This is a genomic window from Pseudomonas sp. ES1, from assembly GCF_050586605.1.
GTDB lineage: Bacteria > Pseudomonadota > Gammaproteobacteria > Pseudomonadales > Pseudomonadaceae > Aquipseudomonas > Aquipseudomonas sichuanensis.
On the sequence record NZ_JBOBDM010000004.1, the window covers coordinates 51,024 to 69,955 of the forward strand.

Here is an 18,932-nt window from a genome sequence, read left to right on the forward strand (position 1 = left end):
TCAGACTTTGAAACGCGACACACCGCCACGCAGCCCGGCGGCCACCTGGCTCAGCTCGTCGATGGCGAAGCTGGCCTGGCGCAGCGATTCCACGGTCTGGGTGCTGGCGTCGCTGAGCTGGGCCAGAGCCTGGTTGATCTGTTCGGCGCCGGTGGCCTGGGCCTGCATGCCTTCGTTGACCATCAGCACACGCGGCGCCAGGGCCTGCACCTGGTTGATGATCTGGCTGAGCTGTTCGCCCACCTGCTGCACCTCGAACATGCCGCGGCGCACTTCTTCGGAGAACTTGTCCATGCCCATCACCCCGGCCGACACCGCCGACTGGATCTCACGCACCATCTGTTCGATGTCGTAGGTGGCCACGGCGGTCTGGTCGGCCAGGCGGCGCACTTCGGTGGCCACCACGGCGAAGCCACGGCCGTACTCGCCGGCCTTCTCCGCTTCGATGGCGGCGTTGAGCGACAGCAGGTTGGTCTGGTCGGCGACCTTGACGATGGTCACCACCATCTGAGTGATGTTGCTGGCCTTCTCGTTGAGGATTGCCAGCTTGGCGTTGACCAGGTCGGCGGCGCCCATCACCTGGTGCATGGTCTCTTCCATGCGCGCCAGGCCCTGCTGGCCGGCACCGGCCAGGCTCGAGGCCTGGTCGGCCGACGAGGTGACTTCGGTCATGGTGCGCACCAGGTCACGGGAGGTGGCGGCGATCTCGCGCGAGGTGGCGCCGATCTCGGTGGTGGTGGCGGCGGTTTCGGTGGCGGTCGCCTGCTGCTGCTTCGAGGTGGCGGCAATTTCGGTGACCGAGGTGGTCACCTGCACCGACGAGCGCTGGGCCTGCGACACCAGGCCGGCCAGCGACTCGGCCATCTCGTTGAAGCCGCCTTCGATGGCGCCGAATTCGTCCTTGCGGTCCAGGCTCAGGCGCATGCTCAGGTCGCCCGAACGCAGGCGGTCGAGGGCATGCACGATGCGTTGCATGGGCGCGCTGATCGCGCGCATCAGCAGCAGGCCGCAGATACCGGCGGCGACGATCGCCAACAGCAGCGAGACGATCATGCTGCCCTTGGCGGTGTTGACGGCGCTGACGATGTCGTTGGTGGCGGCATCGGCCGATTCGCGGTTGCGCTCGATCACCCCGTTCAGGTGCTTGCGCCCATCCACCCAGGCCGGGGTGAGCACATCGGCGATCAGGCGCTGGGCTTCGACGTAGTTCTTTTGCCGGTAGGTCTCCAGCACCTGGTCGACGATCTTCACGTAGCCCTCCTCGAGGCGGGTGAAGTCGTCGAAGGCGGCCTGGTCGGCGGGGTCGCGAATAGTGGCCTGGTAGCTGGCCATGTGCTGCTTGAGGCGGTCATCGAAGCTCTTGAACAGCTCCATGTCGGCCGAGGTGATTTCGCGGTGGTTCGACAGCCCCACCAACTGCTGGCTGGTGACGTAGCTGTCGACCCAGGCACTGCGAATCATCGAACTGTAATAGACGCCGGGAATGCTGTCGGACCCCACCGCTTCCTCACTGGATTCGATCGCCACCAGCCGCGAGTAGGCGGCCACGATCATCAGCAGCATGATGGCGATGATCACGGCGAAACTTGCCAGGATCCGTTGGCGCAAGGTCCAGTTCTTCAACATTCAGCCCTCAGGAATTCGATACGAGCGGGAAAAATCGCCGAAGTATAGCCCAGGCGTCTTACGCATTTGCGGCTGAATGCTGCTGTATTCAGGCCTCCTTGCCTATCGATGTGGCCATTTGCCTGTTCACTGGCCGGCGGCAAGCCTGACCTGGCTCTCCAACTCCTGGCGCAAGGCCGGGTCCAAACGCAGCTGGCGCGCCAGTTCGTCGAGGTAGGCGCGCTCCATGAAATTCTCCTGGTCGACCATCATCACGCTGGCCAGGTACATCTCGGCGGCCATTTCCGGGGTTTGCGCGGCGCGGGCCACCTCGGCAGGGTCCAGCGGCTTGTTCAGCTCAGCGTGCAGCCAGTGCTGCAGCTCGCGGTCGCTGTCCAAGCGGGTGAACTCGCCTTCGATCAATGCCCGCTCGCGCTCGTCGATATGGCCGTCGGATTTGGCCGCCGCCACCAGTGCCCGCAGCACCGCCTGGCTGTGCTGCTCGGCCTGGGCCGGGGGCAGGCGGTCCAGCGTCTGTGGCGGCTGGTCGCCTGCACCCTGGCGCGCCTGCCAGTTGCCATAGGCCTTGTAGGCCAGCACCCCGAGCGCGGCCAGGCCACCGTAGGTGAGCGCCTTGCCGCCATATTTGCGGGCCTTCTTGTTACCCAGCAACAAACCCATGGCACCGGCCGCCAGGGCACCACCGCCGGCACCGGAAAGCAGGCTGCCCAGCCCGCCGTTGCCCGCTGGTTTGTGCCCCGTGCCTTTGCTGGCCTGGCTGTTGAGCAGTTCCTGGCCGGACTTGAGCAGTTGGTCGAGCAGACCTCGGGTATTCATCTGGCGTGTCTCCGCGTGTACGAAAAAGTGGCCACCAGAGTAGGACGGCGCACGGCTTTCTCCACCTGTGCAAATGCTTCCGGATGTTGCATCAGCGATTGATAAAAGCGATCTAGACTCGACTCAGTCGCTAAAAATCATAAGCAGTCAGCCACCTGACCGCCGCTTTGCTTGACGTCTGCCCCGATCACAATTGCCAACAAGAGGGAACATCATGTCAGTGCACAAGACCGTTTTGCTCGGCGCCCTGCTCGCCAGCGCTGGCGCCCAGGCCGCCGGGCTGCCCCAGAAGCTCGGTGCCGGCGAGGGGCAGCTGGACATCATCGCCTGGCCCGGCTACATCGAACGCGGTGAAAGCGACAAGGCCTACGACTGGGTCACCGGCTTCGAGAAAGAAACCGGCTGCAAGGTCAGCGTGAAGACCGCCGCCACCTCCGATGAGATGGTCAGCCTGATGACCAAGGGCGGCTATGACCTGGTGACCGCCTCGGGCGATGCCTCGCTGCGGCTGATCGCCGGCAAGCGGGTGCAGCCGATCAACACCGCGCTGATCCCCAACTGGAAGAACCTCGACCCGCGTCTGCACAACGGCGCCTGGTACGTGGTCAAGGACCAGGTGTATGGCACGCCCTACCAGTGGGGCCCGAACGTGCTGCTGTACAACACCAACGTGTTCAAGCAGCCACCCACCAGCTGGAGCGTGGTGTTCGAAGCGCAGAACCTGCCCGACGGCAAACCCAACAAGGGCCGCGTGCAGGCTTACGACGGGCCGATCTACATCGCCGACGCGGCGCTCTATCTCAAGTCCGCCAAGCCTGAGCTGGGTATCCAGAACCCCTACGAACTCACCGAGGCGCAATACAAGGCGGTGCTCGACCTGCTGCGCCAGCAGCAGCCGCTGATCCACCGCTACTGGCACGACGCGACCGTGCAGATGAGCGACGTGAAGAACGAGGGCGTGGCCGCCACCAGTTCGTGGGGCTACATGGTCAACGGGCTGCTGGCCGACAAGCAGCCGGTGGCCTCGGTGGTGCCGAAGGAAGGCGCCACCGGCTGGGCCGACACCACCATGCTGCACAGTGAGGCCAAGCACCCCAATTGCGCCTACAAATGGATGGACTGGTCGCTGCAGCCCAAGGTGCAGGGCGACGTGGCGGCCTGGTTCGGCTCGTTGCCAGCGGTGCCGGCGGCCTGTACCGGCAGCGAACTGCTGGGGGCCGAGGGCTGCAAGACCAATGGCTTCGACAATTTCGACAAGATCGCCTTCTGGAAAACCCCGCAGGCCGAGGGCGGCAAGTTCGTGCCCTATAGCCGCTGGACCCAGGACTACATCGCGATCATGGGCGGGCGCTGAAACCGTTAGCAAAGGAGTTTTCACCTGCACTGGCCTCATCGCCGGCAAGCCGGCTCCCACAAGGATCTCACTGGCCCCGGCCTTGTGAATGACCTGTGGGAGCTGGCTTGCCAGCGGTGAGGCCGGCACAGGCAATACAAAGCCAGCTGAGTACCGCTCATGCCCCTAGCCGTTCAGTTCACCCAGGTTTCCCGCACCTTCGGCGAGGTCAAGGCCGTCGACCAGGTCAGCATCGACATCGAGGACGGCGAGTTCTTCTCCATGCTCGGCCCCTCGGGTTCGGGCAAGACCACCTGCCTGCGCCTGATCGCCGGCTTCGAGCAACCCAGCAGCGGCTCGATCCGCATCCATGGCAGCGAAGCCGCCGGGCTGCCGCCCTACCAGCGCGACGTCAACACCGTGTTCCAGGACTACGCACTGTTCCCGCATATGAACGTGCGCGACAACGTCGCCTATGGCCTGAAAGTCAAAGGTGTGGCCAAGGCCGAACGCCATGCCCGTGCCGACGAGGCGCTGGCCATGGTCGCCCTGGACGGCTACGGCGCACGCAAGCCGGCGCAGCTGTCCGGTGGCCAGCGCCAGCGCGTCGCCCTGGCCCGCGCCCTGGTCAACCGGCCACGGGTGCTGCTGCTCGATGAACCGCTCGGCGCCCTCGACCTCAAGTTGCGCGAGCAGATGCAGGGCGAGCTGAAAAAGCTGCAGCGCCAGCTGGGCATCACCTTCATCTTCGTCACCCACGACCAGACCGAGGCATTGTCGATGTCCGACCGGGTGGCCGTGTTCAACCGCGGGCGCATCGAACAGGTCGACACACCCCGCAACCTGTACATGCAGCCGGCGACCACCTTCGTCGCCGAGTTCGTCGGCACCTCCAACGTGCTGCGCGGGGAACTGGCGCAACAGCTCAATGGCAGCGCATCGCCCTTCTCCATCCGCCCCGAGCACATCCGCCTCGACGGCCAGCCCGCCAGCGGCGACGTACAGGTCGGCGGGGTGCTGCACGACATCCAGTACCAGGGCAGCGCCACCCGTTTCGAGGTGAAGCTGGACTGCGGCCAACTGCTCGCCGTAAGCCAGGCCAACGACCGCTGGCAGGCACAAGCGCAGCACTGGCAGGCCGGCCAGCGCGTGCAGGCCAGCTGGCCGCGCGAGGCGATGACCGCGTTGCGGGAAACCCAGCCATGAGCCTGGCCGCTGAAAAAGCAACGGGCATCACGCCGCTGCGGCGCCTGAGCGACCTGCTGTACCGGCGCCCCAACCTGTACCTGCTGATGCTGCTGATCCCGCCGTTGCTGTGGTTCGGCGCTATCTACCTAGGCTCGTTGCTGAACCTGTTGTGGCAAGGTTTCTACACCTTCGACGACTTCACCATGGCGGTGACGCCGGACCTGACCCTGGCCAACTTCGCCGCGCTGTTCAACCCGGCCAATTTCGACATCATCCTGCGCACCCTGAGCATGGCCGTGGCGGTGTCGCTGGCCAGCGCCGTGCTGGCCTTCCCCATCGCCTACTACATGGCGCGCTACACCAGCGGCCGCACCAAGGCGTTCTTCTACATCGCGGTGATGATGCCGATGTGGGCCAGCTACATCGTCAAGACCTACGCCTGGACCCTGCTGCTGGCCAAGGGCGGCGTGGCCCAGTGGTTCATCCAGCAACTGCACCTGCAGCCGCTGTTGCAGCTGGTGCTGGACATCCCCGGCGTGGGCGGCAGCACCCTGTCGACCTCGCACCTGGGGCGCTTTCTGGTGTTCGTCTACATCTGGCTGCCGTTCATGATCCTGCCGATCCAGGCCGCACTGGAGCGCCTGCCGCCTTCGCTGCTGCAAGCCTCGGCCGACCTCGGCGCCAAACCCCGGCAGACCTTCTTGCAAGTGATCCTGCCGCTGTCGGTGCCGGGCATCGCCGCCGGTTCGATTTTCACGTTCTCGCTGACCCTGGGCGACTTCATCGTGCCGCAACTGGTCGGCCCGCCCGGCTATTTCATCGGCAGCATGGTGTATGCCCAGCAAGGGGCGATCGGCAACATGCCCATGGCGGCGGCCTTTACCCTGGTGCCGATCGTGCTGATCGCGGTGTACCTGTCCATCGTCAAACGCCTGGGGGCCTTCGATGCACTCTGAAAAAGCCTCGATGGGCCTGCGCCTGGCGGCCTGGGGCGGGCTGGTGTTCCTGCACTTCCCGATCCTGATCATCCTGCTCTATGCCTTCAATACCGAAGACGCGGCGTTCAGTTTCCCGCCCAAGGGCTTCACGCTGAAGTGGTTCGCCGTGGCCCTAGCCCGCCCCGACGTGCTCGAAGCGATCAAGCTGTCATTGCAGGTGGCCTGCCTGGCCACGCTGATCGCCCTGGTGCTTGGCACCCTGGCGTCGGCGGCGCTGTACCGACGCAGCTTTTTCGGCAAGGAAAGCATCTCGCTGATGCTGATCCTGCCGATCGCCCTGCCCGGCATCATCACCGGTATCGCCCTGCTCTCGGCGTTCAAGCGCCTAGGGATTGAACCTGGGCTGTTCACCATCGTCGTCGGCCACGCCACGTTCTGCGTGGTGATCGTCTACAACAACGTCATCGCCCGCCTGCGCCGTACCTCGCAGAGCCTGATCGAAGCCTCGATGGACCTGGGCGCCGATGGCTGGCAGACCTTCCGCTACATCATCCTGCCCAACCTGGGCTCGGCGTTGCTGGCCGGCGGCATGCTGGCCTTTGCCCTGTCGTTCGACGAAATCATCGTCACCACCTTCACCGCCGGCAACGAGCGCACCTTGCCAATCTGGCTGCTCAACCAGCTCAGCCGCCCGCGCGATGTGCCGGTGACCAACGTGGTCGCCATGCTGGTGATGCTGGTGACCATGCTGCCGATCCTCGGCGCCTATTACCTGACCCGTGGCGGTGAAAGCGTCGCGGGCAGCGGCAAATGACCCTGGAGGAGTCCCCGATGCAAACCCGAATGCTGATCAACGGCCAGCTTGTCGCTGGCGAAGGCCCGGCCTGGACCGTGCTCGACCCGGCCAAAGGCACTGCCCTGGCACAGATCAACGAAGCCACCGAGGCCCAGGTCGACAGCGCTGTGCGCGCGGCCGACAAGGCGTTCGACGGCTGGTCGCAGACCACGCCGAAAGAGCGCTCGACCGCGCTGCTGGCCATCGCCGACGTCATCGAGCAACACGGCGAGGCGCTGGCCAGGCTGGAATCGAACAACTGCGGCAAGCCTTACGCTGCCGCCCTCAACGACGAGATCCCGGCCATCGCCGACGTGTTCCGCTACTTCGCCGGCGCGGCGCGCTGCCTGGGCGGCTCGGCGGCGGGTGAGTACCTGCCCGGGCACACCTCGATGATCCGCCGTGACCCGCTGGGTGTGGTGGCCTCCATCGCGCCGTGGAACTACCCGCTGATGATGCTGGCGTGGAAGATCGCCCCGGCGTTGGCCGCCGGCAACACCGTGGTGATCAAACCTTCGGAGCTGACCCCGCTGACCGCCCTGCACCTGGGTGAGCTGATTCACGGCCTGCTGCCGCCTGGCGTACTCAACATCCTGTTCGGCCGCGGCCAGACCGTGGGCAACCCGCTGGTCACCCACCCCAAGGTGCGCATGGTGTCGCTGACCGGCTCCATCCCCACCGGCGCGCACATCATCGGCGCCACCGCCGACAGCGTGAAGCGCATGCACATGGAGCTGGGCGGCAAGGCCCCGGTGATTGTGTTCGACGATGCCGACATCGATGCTGCTATCGAAGGCATCCGCACCTTCGGCTTCTACAACGCCGGGCAGGACTGCACCGCGGCCTGCCGCCTGTACGTGCAGGACGGCATCTACGAGCGCTTCGTCGAACGCCTGGGCGAGGCGGTGGCCAGCCTCAAGCACGGCCTGCAGAGCGATCCGGCCACCGAGCTCGGCCCGCTGATCAGCGCCCAGCACCGCGACAAGGTCGCCGGGCTGGTACAGCGTGCGATTGCCCAGCCGCATATCCGCCTGGTCACCGGCGGCAAGGCCGTGCCTGGAGACGGGTTCTTCTTCGAACCCACCGTGCTGGCCGACACCTTGCAGGATGACGAGATCGTCCGCCACGAAGTGTTCGGGCCGGTGGTGTCGGTGACCCGCTTCAGCGACGAGGCCCAGGCGCTGGAATGGGCCAACGACTCCGAGTACGGCCTGGCTTCATCGGTATGGACCCGCGACAGCGGCCGCGCCCACCGCCTGGCGGCACGGCTGCATTACGGCTGCACCTGGGTGAACACCCACTTCATGCTGGTCAGCGAAATGCCCCATGGCGGGCAGAAGCATTCGGGGTACGGGAAGGATATGTCGATGTACGGGCTGGAGGACTACACCTGTGTGCGGCATGTGATGTTCAAACATTGATGCAGGGATGACAGAAGCCGACTGGCATTCACGGCCAGTCGGCTTTTTGCTGCCTGCCATACCGACATTTCCCGCAACCTGCCGCTGCCACGCCCTACCGCGAGACCGTTGAGCAAAATAAACTGGTATCACAGAATGATACCATGAATAATCACCAACGCGCTTTACTCGAACTTGTCTTCAAGAAACCTGTGCCCAAAACCCTGGACTGGATACGCCTGGAATCATTGCTGGTATCGCTTGGCGCCAGGACGGTCGAAGGTAGGGGTCACGCGTACGGTTCGAACTCCACGGGGCGGTCGCAACCTTCCACCGCCCACACCCGGACCGCCACGCCAAAGCCTATCAAGTGAAGGATGCCCGCCAGTTCCTGGAGCAGGCAGGAGTGACACCATGAATGTGATGAATTACCGCGGCTATGCCGCCCGCATCGAATACAGCGACGAAGACCAGCTGCTGGTCGGCCACGTCGCCGGCATCCACGACGTGATCGGTTTCCATGGCGAATCGATCAGCGAACTGCGCCAGGCCTTCGAGGAGGCCGTCGACGACTACCTCGAAACCTGCCAGCGCCTGGGGCGTGAACCGCAAAAAACCTACTCCGGCAAGCTCAGCCTACGCCTGGAGCCCACGCTTCACGCCAGCGTGGCGGCCCAGGCGGAGCTTGCGCAGAAAAGCATCAACCAATGGGTGAGCGACATCCTCAGCAAGGCCGCCTACCGCTGAGTCAATCGCGCAGGTCCGACTCGTGGATCGGGTTGGCCCGGCTGGTCGCCCGCTGGTACTGCGCCGGCCACGTGGCCTTGTTGCCGCCCAGGTCATCGTCGGCGTGCAGTGGCCAGTACGGGTCGCGCAGCAGTTCACGGGCCAGGAAAATCACATCGGCCTGGCCGGTGCGCAGGATGTGTTCGGCCTGGGCGGGCTCGGTGATCATGCCAACGGTCCCGGTGGCGATTTCCGACTCTTTGCGCACCCGCTCGGCGAAGCGGGTCTGGTACCCCGGGCCGGTGGGGATCTCGGCGTTGACCGAGGTGCCGCCAGACGAAACGTCGATCAGGTCGACACCCAGCACGCGCAGGCGGCGCGCCAGTTCGACGGTTTCATCCGGGTTCCAGCCATCCTCCACCCAGTCGGTGGCCGATACGCGGACGAACAGCGGCAGCTCCTGCGGCCACACCTTGCGCACGGCTTCGGTGACCTGCAAGGTCAGGCGAATGCGGTTTTCGAAGCAACTGCCATAGTCGTCGCGACGCTGGTTGCTCAGCGGCGACAGGAACTGGTGCAACAGGTAGCCATGGGCGGCGTGGATTTCCACGACCTTGAAACCGGCCTTCAAGGCGCGCTCGGTCGCGGCCACAAACGCGGCCACAACGTCCTGGATCTCGTCCTTGCTCAACTCGCGCGGCGCGGTGTGCTGCGGGTCGAAGGCGATTTTCGATGGGCCGACCGGCTGCCAGCCACCCTCTTCGAGCTTGACGCTGCCTTGCTTGCCCAACCAGGGGCGATACGTGCTGGCCTTGCGTCCGGCGTGGGCCAGCTGGATGCCAGGCACGGCGCCCTGAGCGGTGATGAAGCGGGTGATGCGCTGCAGCGGGGCGATCTGTTCGTCGTTCCACAGGCCAAGGTCTTCGGCAGTAATGCGGCCATCGGCGGTGACCGCGACGGCCTCGCTGATCACCAGGCCCGCGCCACCGACAGCACGGCTGCCCAGGTGCACCAGGTGCCAGTCGTTGGCCAGGCCGTCGACGGCGGAGTACTGGCACATGGGGGAAACGGCAATACGGTTGGGCAGGGTCAGCTGACGCAGGGTATACGGCTCAAGCAGCAGGCTCATGAGAGCACCTCCCGGGGGACTCCAATGGTTGTCCGGTCCGGGCACTTGTAGTGGGAACTTGGCCGGTACCGGTCTGTTTCAGACTAGACCATGGGTGTCGGAGGTGTCTGACCGTTAGGTGGGGAGTCGCTGACAAGCCTGCCTGATAACGCCTCAAGCAGGCTCAGCCCCGGCGCTTACAAACGCTGCAGGATCAACTCCCCGGCAGCGCCGGCGGCACCTGGCTCCCCGGCTTGCCCTGGCAGGCCATTGGCGCCGGCCGCCGTGCTGTACACCAGGCAGCCCTTGCTCGCGCCGCCCTTGCCAGCCTTGCCGGCTGCGCCCGGCTTGCCCGGCGCGCCGCCCTCCAGCCGCACCATGATCCGTTCCTGGGCGAAGCCGTCCGGCAGCGCCAGGCGAATCCGCCCGCCAGAGGCACCATCGTGCCCATTGCCACCGTTGTCACCATTGGCCCCTCGGCTGGCCTGCCCCCAGGTGCAGCCACCCGGCTTGCCATTACCGCCATCAAGGCCGACAAAACCTGGCGCGCCAGCGCCGCCACGGGCATCGATGACGAGCTGCTCGGCCTCAAGCGCCTGCAGGCGCAAGTCGAGGTTGCGCCCCGGGCGGGCTGCCCGCTCATAAGTGCCCGGTGCACCAGGCGCACTGATTTCACTGCCTTCGCCCAGGTGGGCGCTGGCGGCACTGATACTCAGGTCACGTTCGGCGGGGGCGATGGCGATGCGCGCATCGCGCCCCAGCTCCAGGCGGTCGATCTTGAGCTCGGTGAGAGTGGCTGGCAGCAACAGGGTCGCCGAGTCGGCCACACGCAGCTGTTCAAGGTGCACGCTGGCCGACTTGTTCGGCAGGCGCAGCATGGAGTGAGCGGCGACTTCAAGGCTTTCTGCCTGAGCCAGGGGCGCGGCCAAAGCGGCCAGCAACATCAATTTATGCATGGCTCTAGGCCTTACCAGGTTTGGGGATGGACATGACGTGGAAGATGCCGGTTAGAAGAATCTGCAACCGATCGAACCAGCGGTGGCTGCGCCCGCGCAGGCTGGCGTTGAAAAACAGCACCTCGAGCACATGCAGTGACAGCAGGACGATGCCGGTGGTATTAATCAGCAGATTGAGCGGCAATGGCTGCGGCATGAACAGGTTGAACAGCACCACCCACCAGAACAGCACCGTCAGGACCTTGCCCAGGCCCAGGATGAATTTCATACCCCGCCCCCACTGTTTATTGTTATGCCAGCGCGGCCCGTTCGAGCGGGCCGCGTTGGCAACAGTAACCTTACTGCGGCAGGCGCGCCAGAGGGGTCAGTTCAGGTGCAGTTCCACCCGTCGATTGCGCGCCCGGCCTTCATCGCTCTCGTTGTCAGCAACCGGATCAGCCTCGCCACGGCCCTGGCTGGTCACCTTGTCCGGTGCCAGCCCCTGGCTGATCAGATACTCCGCGACGCTACTGGCACGGCGCTCGGACAGGCGCTGGTTGTAGCTGTCGGAACCGACGCTGTCGGTGAAGCCAATGACCTTGACGCTGGTCACGCCCGGCGCGTTCAGCCTGGGCAGCAGGCTTTGCAGACGCTGCCGGGCGGCTGCCGTGAGCTCGGCGGAGTCGAAGGCGAACAGCACCTGGCCCTGGTCGTCGAGGGTAATCACCTCAGGGGTCGCGGCGGGTTCGGGTTGCGCTTGCGCGGGAGGGTATTGGGGCAGCGGGCAGCCCATGTGGTTGACCTGGGTGCCGGCGGGGGTGTCCGGGCAACGGTCACGGCGGTCGAAGACACCATCGCCATCCTCATCGCCATCCTGGGCGTAGCAGATCAGGCCACCGGCGATGGCTCCCAGGGCACCGCCACCGGCCGCCCAACTGGAGCTCTCGATAGCCCCCAGGCCACCGCCGACCAGCCCACCGAGCAGGCTGCAGAGGGGCCAGGTCCTTTGATTGAGGGGCGCGCTGCCATCGCTGTGGGTCGCGCAACCGGCCAGCAGGCTGGTGGCCAGCAACAGCGGCAGCGCCGCCTTGGACAAAACACGCATGGTGAATGCTCCTGTGTCACCGGCCGCTACCGGTCACCCAGGAGTAAAGACGCGCCCGCGCCACTTCTCAAGGCGCGGGCGCAGGGCCGTCAACGCTGGATCTTGATCTCGGTACGGCGGTTCATGGCGCGCCCGTCAGCCGTGGCGTTGTCAGCCACAGGTTGGGACTCGCCGGCACCCACGACCGAAACGAAGCTGCTGCGCGGTACGCCTTGCTCGACCAGATAATCGGTCACCGAATGGGCACGGCGCTCGGAAAGCTTCTGGTTGTAGCGGTCGGAACCGACGCTGTCGGTATGGCCGGTAACGCTCAGGCGGGCGCTCGGGGCCTCCTGCTTAAGGCGCGTGGCAATGGTATTGAGGCGCTCCTTGTCGGTGGCGGTGAGGCGTGCCGAGTCGAACTCGAAGCGCACATCGCGGATGACGATGACTTCTTCCTTCTGTACCACGACCTCCTCGACCACCGGTGGTGGTGGCGGGCAGCCGTTGGCATCGACCTGGACCCCGCGCGGCGTGCCTGGGCACTTGTCGCGGCTGTCCGGCACACCATCGCCGTCCTCGTCGCCATCGCCGTGGGCCCAGCAGTAACCGGCCGCCAGGCCGCCACCGAGCAATGCACCCCAGCCAGCCCAGCTGGAGCTCTCGATGGCGCCCAAGGCCGCGCCGCCTACACCCCCGACGGCAGCACACTTCGGCCAGTCGGTTTTTTGCAAACCTGCACAACCAGTCAACACACTGGTGAGCAGGACCAGGGGTATCGCTGTGCGTACTATGCTCATCTTGTTGCTTCTCCTAGGGGAATCGGTGCAAAACCGATGCTCTGGAAGTAAAGACCGCTGTTTCTCGCTCTGCCAGCAATAAGCCACGACGTGGCGCCGTGCCTCTATGCCAGGCGGGCCGGGGCCGTTAGTCTTGAGCGACCTGAACGAGGAATGGCAATGACCGACGCTTTCTCACAACGCACGCCACAGCAGGCCCTGGCCGCCCTGCTCGAGCGCTTCACGCCACACAAGCTGCTGCTGGTGGGCACGCGTTTCCCGGCCCTGGACGCCTTCGCCGCAGAGCACCCGGACACCCTCATAGAAGTCGCCTCACCCGGCCCATTGCCGACCGGCCTGGCCGCCCAGCGCTTCGACTTGGCGTTGCTGGTGGACTGCCTTGAACACCTGCCCAAACGCAGTGGCCTGGAGCTGCTTGGCGGCATTCGCAACCTCAATGCCAGCAAGGTCGCGGTACTCGCCGACCTGGGCGCCTGCGGCTGGCACGACACCGATTTTTTCTCGCTGGCGCTGTCGGCCAGCGAGAAATTCCAACGCGACGAACAGGTGCTCAGCCTGTTCACCTATGATCTGCATGACTACAAACAGGTGCCGGACTGGCTTAATGCGAAGTTCTGGGCCAACCCACAAAATTTCGGCAAGTACTGGTGGTGACTCGATGAGTGTCTCGGTCTGCCCTTGCGGCAGCGGCAACCTGCTCGACGCCTGCTGCGGGCATTATCACGCCGGCACCCCGGCACCGGATGCGCAGACGCTGATGCGCTCGCGCTACAGCGCCTACGTGCTGGGGCTGATGGATTACCTGGTCGGCACCACGCTGCCGGCCCAGCAGGCCGGCCTGGACCGCGCCGGCATGGCGGCCTGGAGCGCGCAAAGCACCTGGCTGGGGCTCGAGGTGGAAAACGCCGAGGTGCTCGGCGGGCAGCCCGAGCATGCCTTCGTTACCTTCACCGCACGCTGGCACGATAGCCAAGGCGATCACCAGCACCGCGAACGCTCGGCCTTTGTCCAGCAAGCCGGGCGCTGGTACTTCATCGACCCGACCGTGGAACTGAAAGTCGGGCGCAATGATCCCTGCCCCTGCGCCAGCGGGCAGAAATTCAAGAAATGCTGCGCCAGCTATTTCGGTAACTGAACATGCGCGCCCTCGCCCGCCTGATGCTGCTGGCTCTACTACTGAGCGGGCTGGCGGGCTGCGCCAGCTGGGGCGACGACAGCTGGCGCCAGCCAGAGGTGCACCTGGTGAAGGTGGAAAAGGTCAGGATGCGCCTGCACCAGCAAGAATTCGTGCTGCACCTGCAGGTCATCAACCCCAACGACAGCCGGCTGTTCATTCGCAACCTGCACTACGCGGTACACCTGGGTGACATCCTGCTGGCCGAAGAGGATGTCAGCCTCTGGCGCAGCGTCGGCGCTCATGCCCGGCGCACCTTCAAGATCACCGCGCGGACCAACCTCTGGCAGCACCTCAAGCCCCTGGCGAAACTGCTCAAAAGCCAACAACCACTGCACTACCGGCTGCAAGGCGACCTGGCTACCGGGCTGATCATCCCCCGGGACCTGCACTTGTCGCGCAGTGGTGAGATAATGCCCGGCGATTTTCTACCGGAGTAATCCCGCAATGACCCAGCAACCCCATGTTCACGGCCCCGACTGCAACCACGGTCACGACCATCATCACGATCACGACCACGGCCATGTGCATGGCCCGCACTGCAACCACGGCCACCAGGAGCCGGTGCGCAATGCCCTGAAGGACGTCGGTCGCAACGACCCGTGCCCATGCGGCAGCGAGAAGAAATTCAAGAAGTGCCACGGCGCTTGAAGCAGCCCTGAGCGCCAAGCTGCAAGCCGCAAGATAAAACGGGCCGGTGCAATGCCGGCTTTTTCTTGAGGCTTGCAGCTGGCGGCAAGCCGTTCGTAAATAAAGCGCTCCCGCACCTTGCACGGCGACTGCGCGCTCACTACCTTAGCGCCTTTCCAAACCCCGCCACGCCCTGCAGGAGCCTAGTCATGGCCGCGCCCGTCCTTCCTCCCTTCCGCCCCCGCTTCGGCAGCGCCGCCGCGATGCTTGGCATGCTTGCGTTGACTGGCTGCCAGATGGGCGGCATGCAGGACAGCGTACCGCCGACCACCGGCGTCCAGCCGCTCAAGGGCCTGGCGCAGAATGTTTCAGTGCGGCGCAACGCCATGGGTGCGCCGCTGATCGAAAGCAGCAACTTCCACGATGCCCTGTTCAGCCTGGGCTATATCCATGCCGGTGACCGCATTGAACAAATGGTCACCCTGCGCCTGCTGGCCCAAGGCCGCCTGGCCGAGCTGGCCGGCCCCGAGGCGCTGGAAATAGACCGCCTGATGCGCGCCGCCAACCTCAAGCAGAGCGCCGGCCAGCTCTACGCCGACGCCTCGCCGCGGCTCAAGCGCTTCTTCGAAGTGTATGCCCGAGGGGTCAACGCCTACCTGTTCCGCTACCGCGACAAGATGCCGGCCGAACTGGCCCGTAGCGGCTATCGCCCCGAGTACTGGAAACCGGAGGACTCGGCGCTGATCTTCAGCCTGTACGCCTTCAGCCAGTCGGTGAACCTGCAGGAAGAGCTCTCGGCCCTGACCCTGGCGCAGAAGGTCGGCGCAGATAAGCTGGCCTGGCTGCTGCCCGGCGCGCCCGACGAAGCCCTGGCCGAAAGCGAAGTCGACAAGCTCAAGGGCCTGAACCTGGCCAGCCAGCTGCCGGGCCTTGCCTCGCTCGCCGCCGCCGGCCAGCAACTGGCCGACCTCGGCTTGCTCGGCAACCCCGGCTCGTCCAACCTCGCCCTCGGGCCGCAACGCAGTCGCAGCGGCAAGAGCCTGCTGGCCAGCGACAGCCGGGCGCCCTGGGCGCTGAGCCCGGTGCAGATCCATACCGGTAAATACCAGGTCGCCGGCCTTTCGCTGCCGGGCCTGCCGATCGTGCTGGCCGGCTACAACGGTAAAGTGGCGTGGAGCGCCAGCGCGGTGATGGCCGACAACCAGGACCTGTTCCTTGAACAGGTACGCCGCCAGGGCAGCCAGCTGACGTACCTGGCCGACGGCAAATGGCAGCAAGCCCGCGCACGCAGCGAGACCTTCTTCGTCCGTGGCCAGCGCCCGCAACGCGAAGTGCTGTATGACACCCGCCATGGCACCCTGCTGCCGGGCCACGGCAGCCTGGCCTTGGCCTTGCACCTGCCGCAGCTCAAGGACGATCGCAGCCTCGACGCGTTGTTCGACCTGACCCGCGCCAGCAACATCGAGCGGGCCTTCGACAGCACCCGTGAAATCGGCGCTGCAGCCCTTAACTTCGTGTTCGCCGAACCCGAGCATATCGGCTGGCAAGTCACTGGCCGCTACCCCAACCGCCGCGACGGCCAGGGGCTGCTGCCCTCGCCGGGCTGGGACGGGCGCTATGACTGGGATGGCTACGCCGATGCCATGCTCCACCCTTACGATCAGGACCCGGCCGCCGGCTTCATCGGCCACGCCAACCAACGCAGCCAGCCCAAGGGCTACGGCATGCAGCTGTCGAGCAGCTGGTACTACCCTGAACGCGCCGAGCGCCTGGCTCAGCTGGCGGGCAACGGCCGCCATGACAGCCGTAGCCTGATGGCCCTGCAGAACGACCAGGTGACGCTGCTGGCAGACAAGCTCAAGCAGATGTTCGATGCCCCCGGCATGGCCCTGCCACTCAAACAGGCCATCGACGCCTTGCCCGCCGCCCAGCGCGACAAGGCCCGCGACGCCCTGGCCCGGCTCAAGGCCTTCGATGGCCGGCTGAGCCCGGTGTCGGCCGATGCCGCGCTGTATGAGCTGTTCCTCCAGGAAGTTACCCGGCAGACCTTCCTTGACGACCTCGGCCCCGAGTCGAGCCCGGCCTGGCAAGCGTTCATCGGCAATGCCCAACTCTCCTATTCGGCCCAGGCCGACCACCTGTTGGGCCGCGAGGACAGCCCGTTCTGGGATGACCGTGGCACGCCACAGAAGGAAGACAAACCGGCCATCCTCGCCCGTAGCCTGGCGGCGGCGATCGATACCGGCACCGCCCAGCTCGGCGCCGACCGCCGTGCCTGGCAGTGGGGCAAGCTGCACCAGTATCGCTGGCCAGCACCGCACTACCGTGGCCTGGGCGACAGCCTCAGCCGCTCGCCAATGGCGGCCGGCGGTGACTTCAGCACGCTGGCACTCACGCCCTACGCCTGGGGCAGCAACTTCGACACCCGCCTGCCGGCCTCGGCGCGGATGATCGTCGACTTCGGCCAGGCCGAACCGCTGCAACTGCTGACCAGCAGCGGCCAGTCCGGCAACCCGGCGAGCCGCCATTACAGCGACGGGCTGGATGCCTGGTTCAAGGGGCGCTTCATGAGCTTGCCGCTGCAGCCGCAGAACTTCGGGCGGGCTTATGGCAGCCAGCGACTGACGCTGGTGCCGGGGAAGTAAGCCGACAGAAATGAAAAAGCCGCCTGGACAGGCGGCTTTTTCATTGGTGCGCGGTCAAGCAGCGACCACTGCCAGCTCTGCACCTTCACTGTTTCCGAGTCATGGGCCGGACGCACCAGCAAGCGTTGTGTGAAACCGGGCAAAGATGCAGCGCGCGCCAAGTTGTGCTTCTATCCATCATCCCGGCCCCTGGTCGCAGACCGCCCTTTTCAGGACCCCCATGCACCATTCGACCCACGACCTGCTGTCCCCCGCGCCCGGCATCGCCCGCCAGTTGCACAGTTTCCACTTCGGCCCGCGCGGCGGCGACAAGGTGTACATCCAGGCCTCGCTGCATGCCGACGAACTGCCGGGCATGCTGGTGGCCTGGCACCTCAAGCAACGCCTGCTGGAGCTGGAGCAGCACGGCCGGCTACGGCGCGAGATCATCCTGGTACCGGTGGCCAACCCGGTGGGCCTGGAGCAGGTGCTGCTGGACGCCCCGTTGGGGCGCTTCGAGCTGCAGAGCGGCGAGAACTTCAACCGCAACTTCGTCGACTTGTCGGACAGCATCGGCGACCAGATCGAAGGCCATCTGAACGACAACCCTGCGCACAATCTGGCGCTGATCCGCGAATACCTGCGTCGCGGCCTGGACGCGCACCCGGCCCATACCCCATTGCAATCCCAGCGCCTGACCCTTCAGCGCCTGGCCTGCGATGCCGACATGGTGCTCGACCTGCACTGCGACTTCGAAGCCGTCGAGCACCTGTACACCACCCCGGAAGCCTGGCCTCAGGTCGAACCGCTGGCGCGCTACCTGGGCGTGCAGGCCAGTTTGCTGGCCACCGACTCGGGCGGGCAGTCGTTCGACGAGTGCTTCAGCCTGGTGTGGTGGCAGTTGCAACAGCGCTTCGGCAAGCGCTTTCCCATCCCCATGGGCAGCTTCTCGGTGACCATCGAGCTGCGCGGCCAGGCGGATGTCAGCCATGCCCTGGCGACCCAGGACTGCCAGGCGATTGTGGATTTCCTCACCCACAGCGGCGTGATCGATGGACAGCCTGCACCGCTGCCGGCCCTGCGCCAGCCAGCGACGCCGCTGGCAGCAGTGGAGCCCGTCACTGCGCCGCTGGGCGGCCTGCTGGTATTTCACGCCAAACCCGGGCAGTACCTGGAAGCGGGGCAGCTGATCGCCGAGGTCATCGACCCGCTCAGCGACCGCGTCACCCCGCTGCGCAATACCCAGGCAGGGCTGCTGTATGCGCGCAGTGTGCGGCGCATGGCCACGGCCGGCATGGTGATCGCCCATGTCGCTGGCGAGCAGGTATGCCGCAGCGGCTACCTGCTGGGCAACTGATCCGCTAGAACCAAACGGCGCTGCGGACGGGTCAGGCCACGGGGGCTGGCGGTGGTTCGTCGGGCAGGGTCGGCTCGCCCGGTTCCATCGGCGGATGCTCGCCGGGCTCTGGCGGTTGCGGGGTATCAGGGTCAGGCTGATGCGGTACGCCACCGGCCTGCAGGTGCATTGGCGGATGCGCCAGCAGCGTCCAGGCCAGCAATCCGACCTGATTCGGCTGCAGGACCGCCAGCTTGGCGCTGATTGCGGGGTCGAGTTTCATGGAGCGGCTCCTGACGAGAGCCGGCACGCGTCGTGCGCGCCGGGACTGCTATCTCGTTGGAGTGCCAAGCGGGCAAACAATTCCCGCGCTTGGTCG

General features: G+C 65.6%; 20 protein-coding genes and 1 pseudogene. 13 read left to right on the plus strand and 8 right to left on the minus strand.

All coding sequences use genetic code 11. From position 1 onward, the window contains the following. Positions 1 to 1,623 carry a methyl-accepting chemotaxis protein gene (locus ACQ4N9_RS02940; RefSeq protein ID WP_390969510.1) on the minus strand — a complete coding sequence of 541 codons (1,623 nt, stop codon included), beginning with the start codon at positions 1,621 to 1,623 and terminating at the stop codon, positions 1 to 3. Between the two features lie 129 nt (positions 1,624 to 1,752). Further along, positions 1,753 to 2,442: a tellurite resistance TerB family protein gene (locus tag ACQ4N9_RS02945; RefSeq protein ID WP_390969423.1), complete on the minus strand. Its 690-nt coding sequence runs from the start codon at positions 2,440 to 2,442 to the stop codon at positions 1,753 to 1,755. 214 nt (positions 2,443 to 2,656) lie between these two features. Between ACQ4N9_RS02945 and ydcS the strand changes: the two genes are divergently transcribed. From ydcS to ACQ4N9_RS02980, 7 genes and pseudogenes are all read left to right on the plus strand, one after another. Beyond that, complete coding sequence (gene ydcS / locus ACQ4N9_RS02950; protein WP_390969425.1) at positions 2,657 to 3,796, plus strand: putative ABC transporter substrate-binding protein YdcS; 1,140 nt, start codon at positions 2,657 to 2,659, stop codon at positions 3,794 to 3,796. A gap of 159 nt (positions 3,797 to 3,955) precedes the next feature. Continuing rightward, positions 3,956 to 4,981 carry an ABC transporter ATP-binding protein gene (locus tag ACQ4N9_RS02955; protein WP_390969427.1) on the plus strand — a complete coding sequence of 342 codons (1,026 nt, stop codon included), beginning with the start codon at positions 3,956 to 3,958 and terminating at the stop codon, positions 4,979 to 4,981. A gap of 26 nt (positions 4,982 to 5,007) precedes the next feature. Further along, positions 5,008 to 5,919: an ABC transporter permease gene (locus tag ACQ4N9_RS02960; RefSeq protein WP_390969512.1), complete on the plus strand. Its 912-nt coding sequence runs from the start codon at positions 5,008 to 5,010 to the stop codon at positions 5,917 to 5,919. Then, positions 5,909 to 6,715, plus strand: a complete 807-nt coding sequence (locus ACQ4N9_RS02965; RefSeq protein WP_110995518.1) for an ABC transporter permease — start codon at positions 5,909 to 5,911, stop codon at positions 6,713 to 6,715. The genes ACQ4N9_RS02960 and ACQ4N9_RS02965 overlap by 11 nt, the downstream gene beginning before the upstream one ends. Before the next feature lie 17 nt (positions 6,716 to 6,732). After that, entirely contained in the window at positions 6,733 to 8,157 is a 1,425-nt protein-coding gene (locus tag ACQ4N9_RS02970) for a gamma-aminobutyraldehyde dehydrogenase (protein WP_390969429.1), read from the plus strand. Positions 8,158 to 8,300: 143 nt separating this feature from the next. After that, positions 8,301 to 8,554: pseudogene (locus ACQ4N9_RS02975) on the plus strand (type II toxin-antitoxin system HicA family toxin). Then, positions 8,551 to 8,883: a type II toxin-antitoxin system HicB family antitoxin gene (locus ACQ4N9_RS02980; protein WP_125462875.1), complete on the plus strand. Its 333-nt coding sequence runs from the start codon at positions 8,551 to 8,553 to the stop codon at positions 8,881 to 8,883. Before ACQ4N9_RS02975 ends, ACQ4N9_RS02980 begins: the two are co-directional and overlap by 4 nt. A 1-nt stretch (position 8,884) precedes the next feature. On the opposite strand, the gene ACQ4N9_RS02985 is transcribed toward ACQ4N9_RS02980, so the two are convergent. From ACQ4N9_RS02985 to ACQ4N9_RS03005, 5 genes are all read right to left on the minus strand, one after another. Then, entirely contained in the window at positions 8,885 to 9,991 is a 1,107-nt protein-coding gene (locus tag ACQ4N9_RS02985; protein ID WP_347149828.1) for an NADH:flavin oxidoreductase/NADH oxidase, read from the minus strand. A 176-nt stretch (positions 9,992 to 10,167) separates the two neighbouring features. Further along, positions 10,168 to 10,926, minus strand: coding sequence for a collagen-like protein (locus ACQ4N9_RS02990; RefSeq protein ID WP_390969432.1), 759 nt, complete (start codon positions 10,924 to 10,926; stop codon positions 10,168 to 10,170). Between the two features lie 4 nt (positions 10,927 to 10,930). Then, positions 10,931 to 11,194 (minus strand): DUF1145 domain-containing protein, encoded by a 264-nt coding sequence (locus ACQ4N9_RS02995; protein ID WP_390969434.1) that lies wholly within the window; start codon positions 11,192 to 11,194, stop codon positions 10,931 to 10,933. A gap of 96 nt (positions 11,195 to 11,290) precedes the next feature. Continuing rightward, on the minus strand, positions 11,291 to 12,010 hold the full coding sequence (locus ACQ4N9_RS03000) for an OmpA family protein (protein WP_390969435.1): 720 nt from the start codon (positions 12,008 to 12,010) through the stop codon (positions 11,291 to 11,293). Between the two features lie 89 nt (positions 12,011 to 12,099). Continuing rightward, the gene (locus ACQ4N9_RS03005; protein WP_390969437.1) at positions 12,100 to 12,789 is read right to left on the minus strand and encodes an OmpA family protein; all 690 of its coding nucleotides are present in this window, start codon (positions 12,787 to 12,789) and stop codon (positions 12,100 to 12,102) included. 159 nt (positions 12,790 to 12,948) lie between these two features. On the opposite strand from ACQ4N9_RS03005, the gene ACQ4N9_RS03010 reads away from it, so the two are divergent. From ACQ4N9_RS03010 to ACQ4N9_RS03035, 6 genes are all read left to right on the plus strand, one after another. Continuing rightward, positions 12,949 to 13,443: a DUF6231 family protein gene (locus tag ACQ4N9_RS03010; RefSeq protein WP_390969439.1), complete on the plus strand. Its 495-nt coding sequence runs from the start codon at positions 12,949 to 12,951 to the stop codon at positions 13,441 to 13,443. 4 nt (positions 13,444 to 13,447) lie between these two features. After that, positions 13,448 to 13,924, plus strand: coding sequence for a YchJ family protein (locus tag ACQ4N9_RS03015; protein ID WP_390969441.1), 477 nt, complete (start codon positions 13,448 to 13,450; stop codon positions 13,922 to 13,924). A gap of 2 nt (positions 13,925 to 13,926) precedes the next feature. After that, entirely contained in the window at positions 13,927 to 14,403 is a 477-nt protein-coding gene (locus ACQ4N9_RS03020) for an LEA type 2 family protein (RefSeq protein ID WP_390969443.1), read from the plus strand. A gap of 7 nt (positions 14,404 to 14,410) precedes the next feature. Next, complete coding sequence (locus ACQ4N9_RS03025) at positions 14,411 to 14,614, plus strand: SEC-C metal-binding domain-containing protein (RefSeq protein WP_012313055.1); 204 nt, start codon at positions 14,411 to 14,413, stop codon at positions 14,612 to 14,614. A 188-nt stretch (positions 14,615 to 14,802) separates the two neighbouring features. Then, positions 14,803 to 17,238, plus strand: a complete 2,436-nt coding sequence (locus tag ACQ4N9_RS03030; RefSeq protein ID WP_390969445.1) for a penicillin acylase family protein — start codon at positions 14,803 to 14,805, stop codon at positions 17,236 to 17,238. 220 nt (positions 17,239 to 17,458) lie between these two features. Next, positions 17,459 to 18,574 (plus strand): succinylglutamate desuccinylase/aspartoacylase family protein, encoded by a 1,116-nt coding sequence (locus tag ACQ4N9_RS03035; RefSeq protein WP_390969447.1) that lies wholly within the window; start codon positions 17,459 to 17,461, stop codon positions 18,572 to 18,574. 31 nt (positions 18,575 to 18,605) lie between these two features. Here ACQ4N9_RS03035 and ACQ4N9_RS03040 read toward each other — a convergent pair whose 3' ends face one another. Next, complete coding sequence (locus ACQ4N9_RS03040; RefSeq protein ID WP_110995504.1) at positions 18,606 to 18,836, minus strand: hypothetical protein; 231 nt, start codon at positions 18,834 to 18,836, stop codon at positions 18,606 to 18,608. Positions 18,837 to 18,932 lie beyond the last annotated feature (96 nt).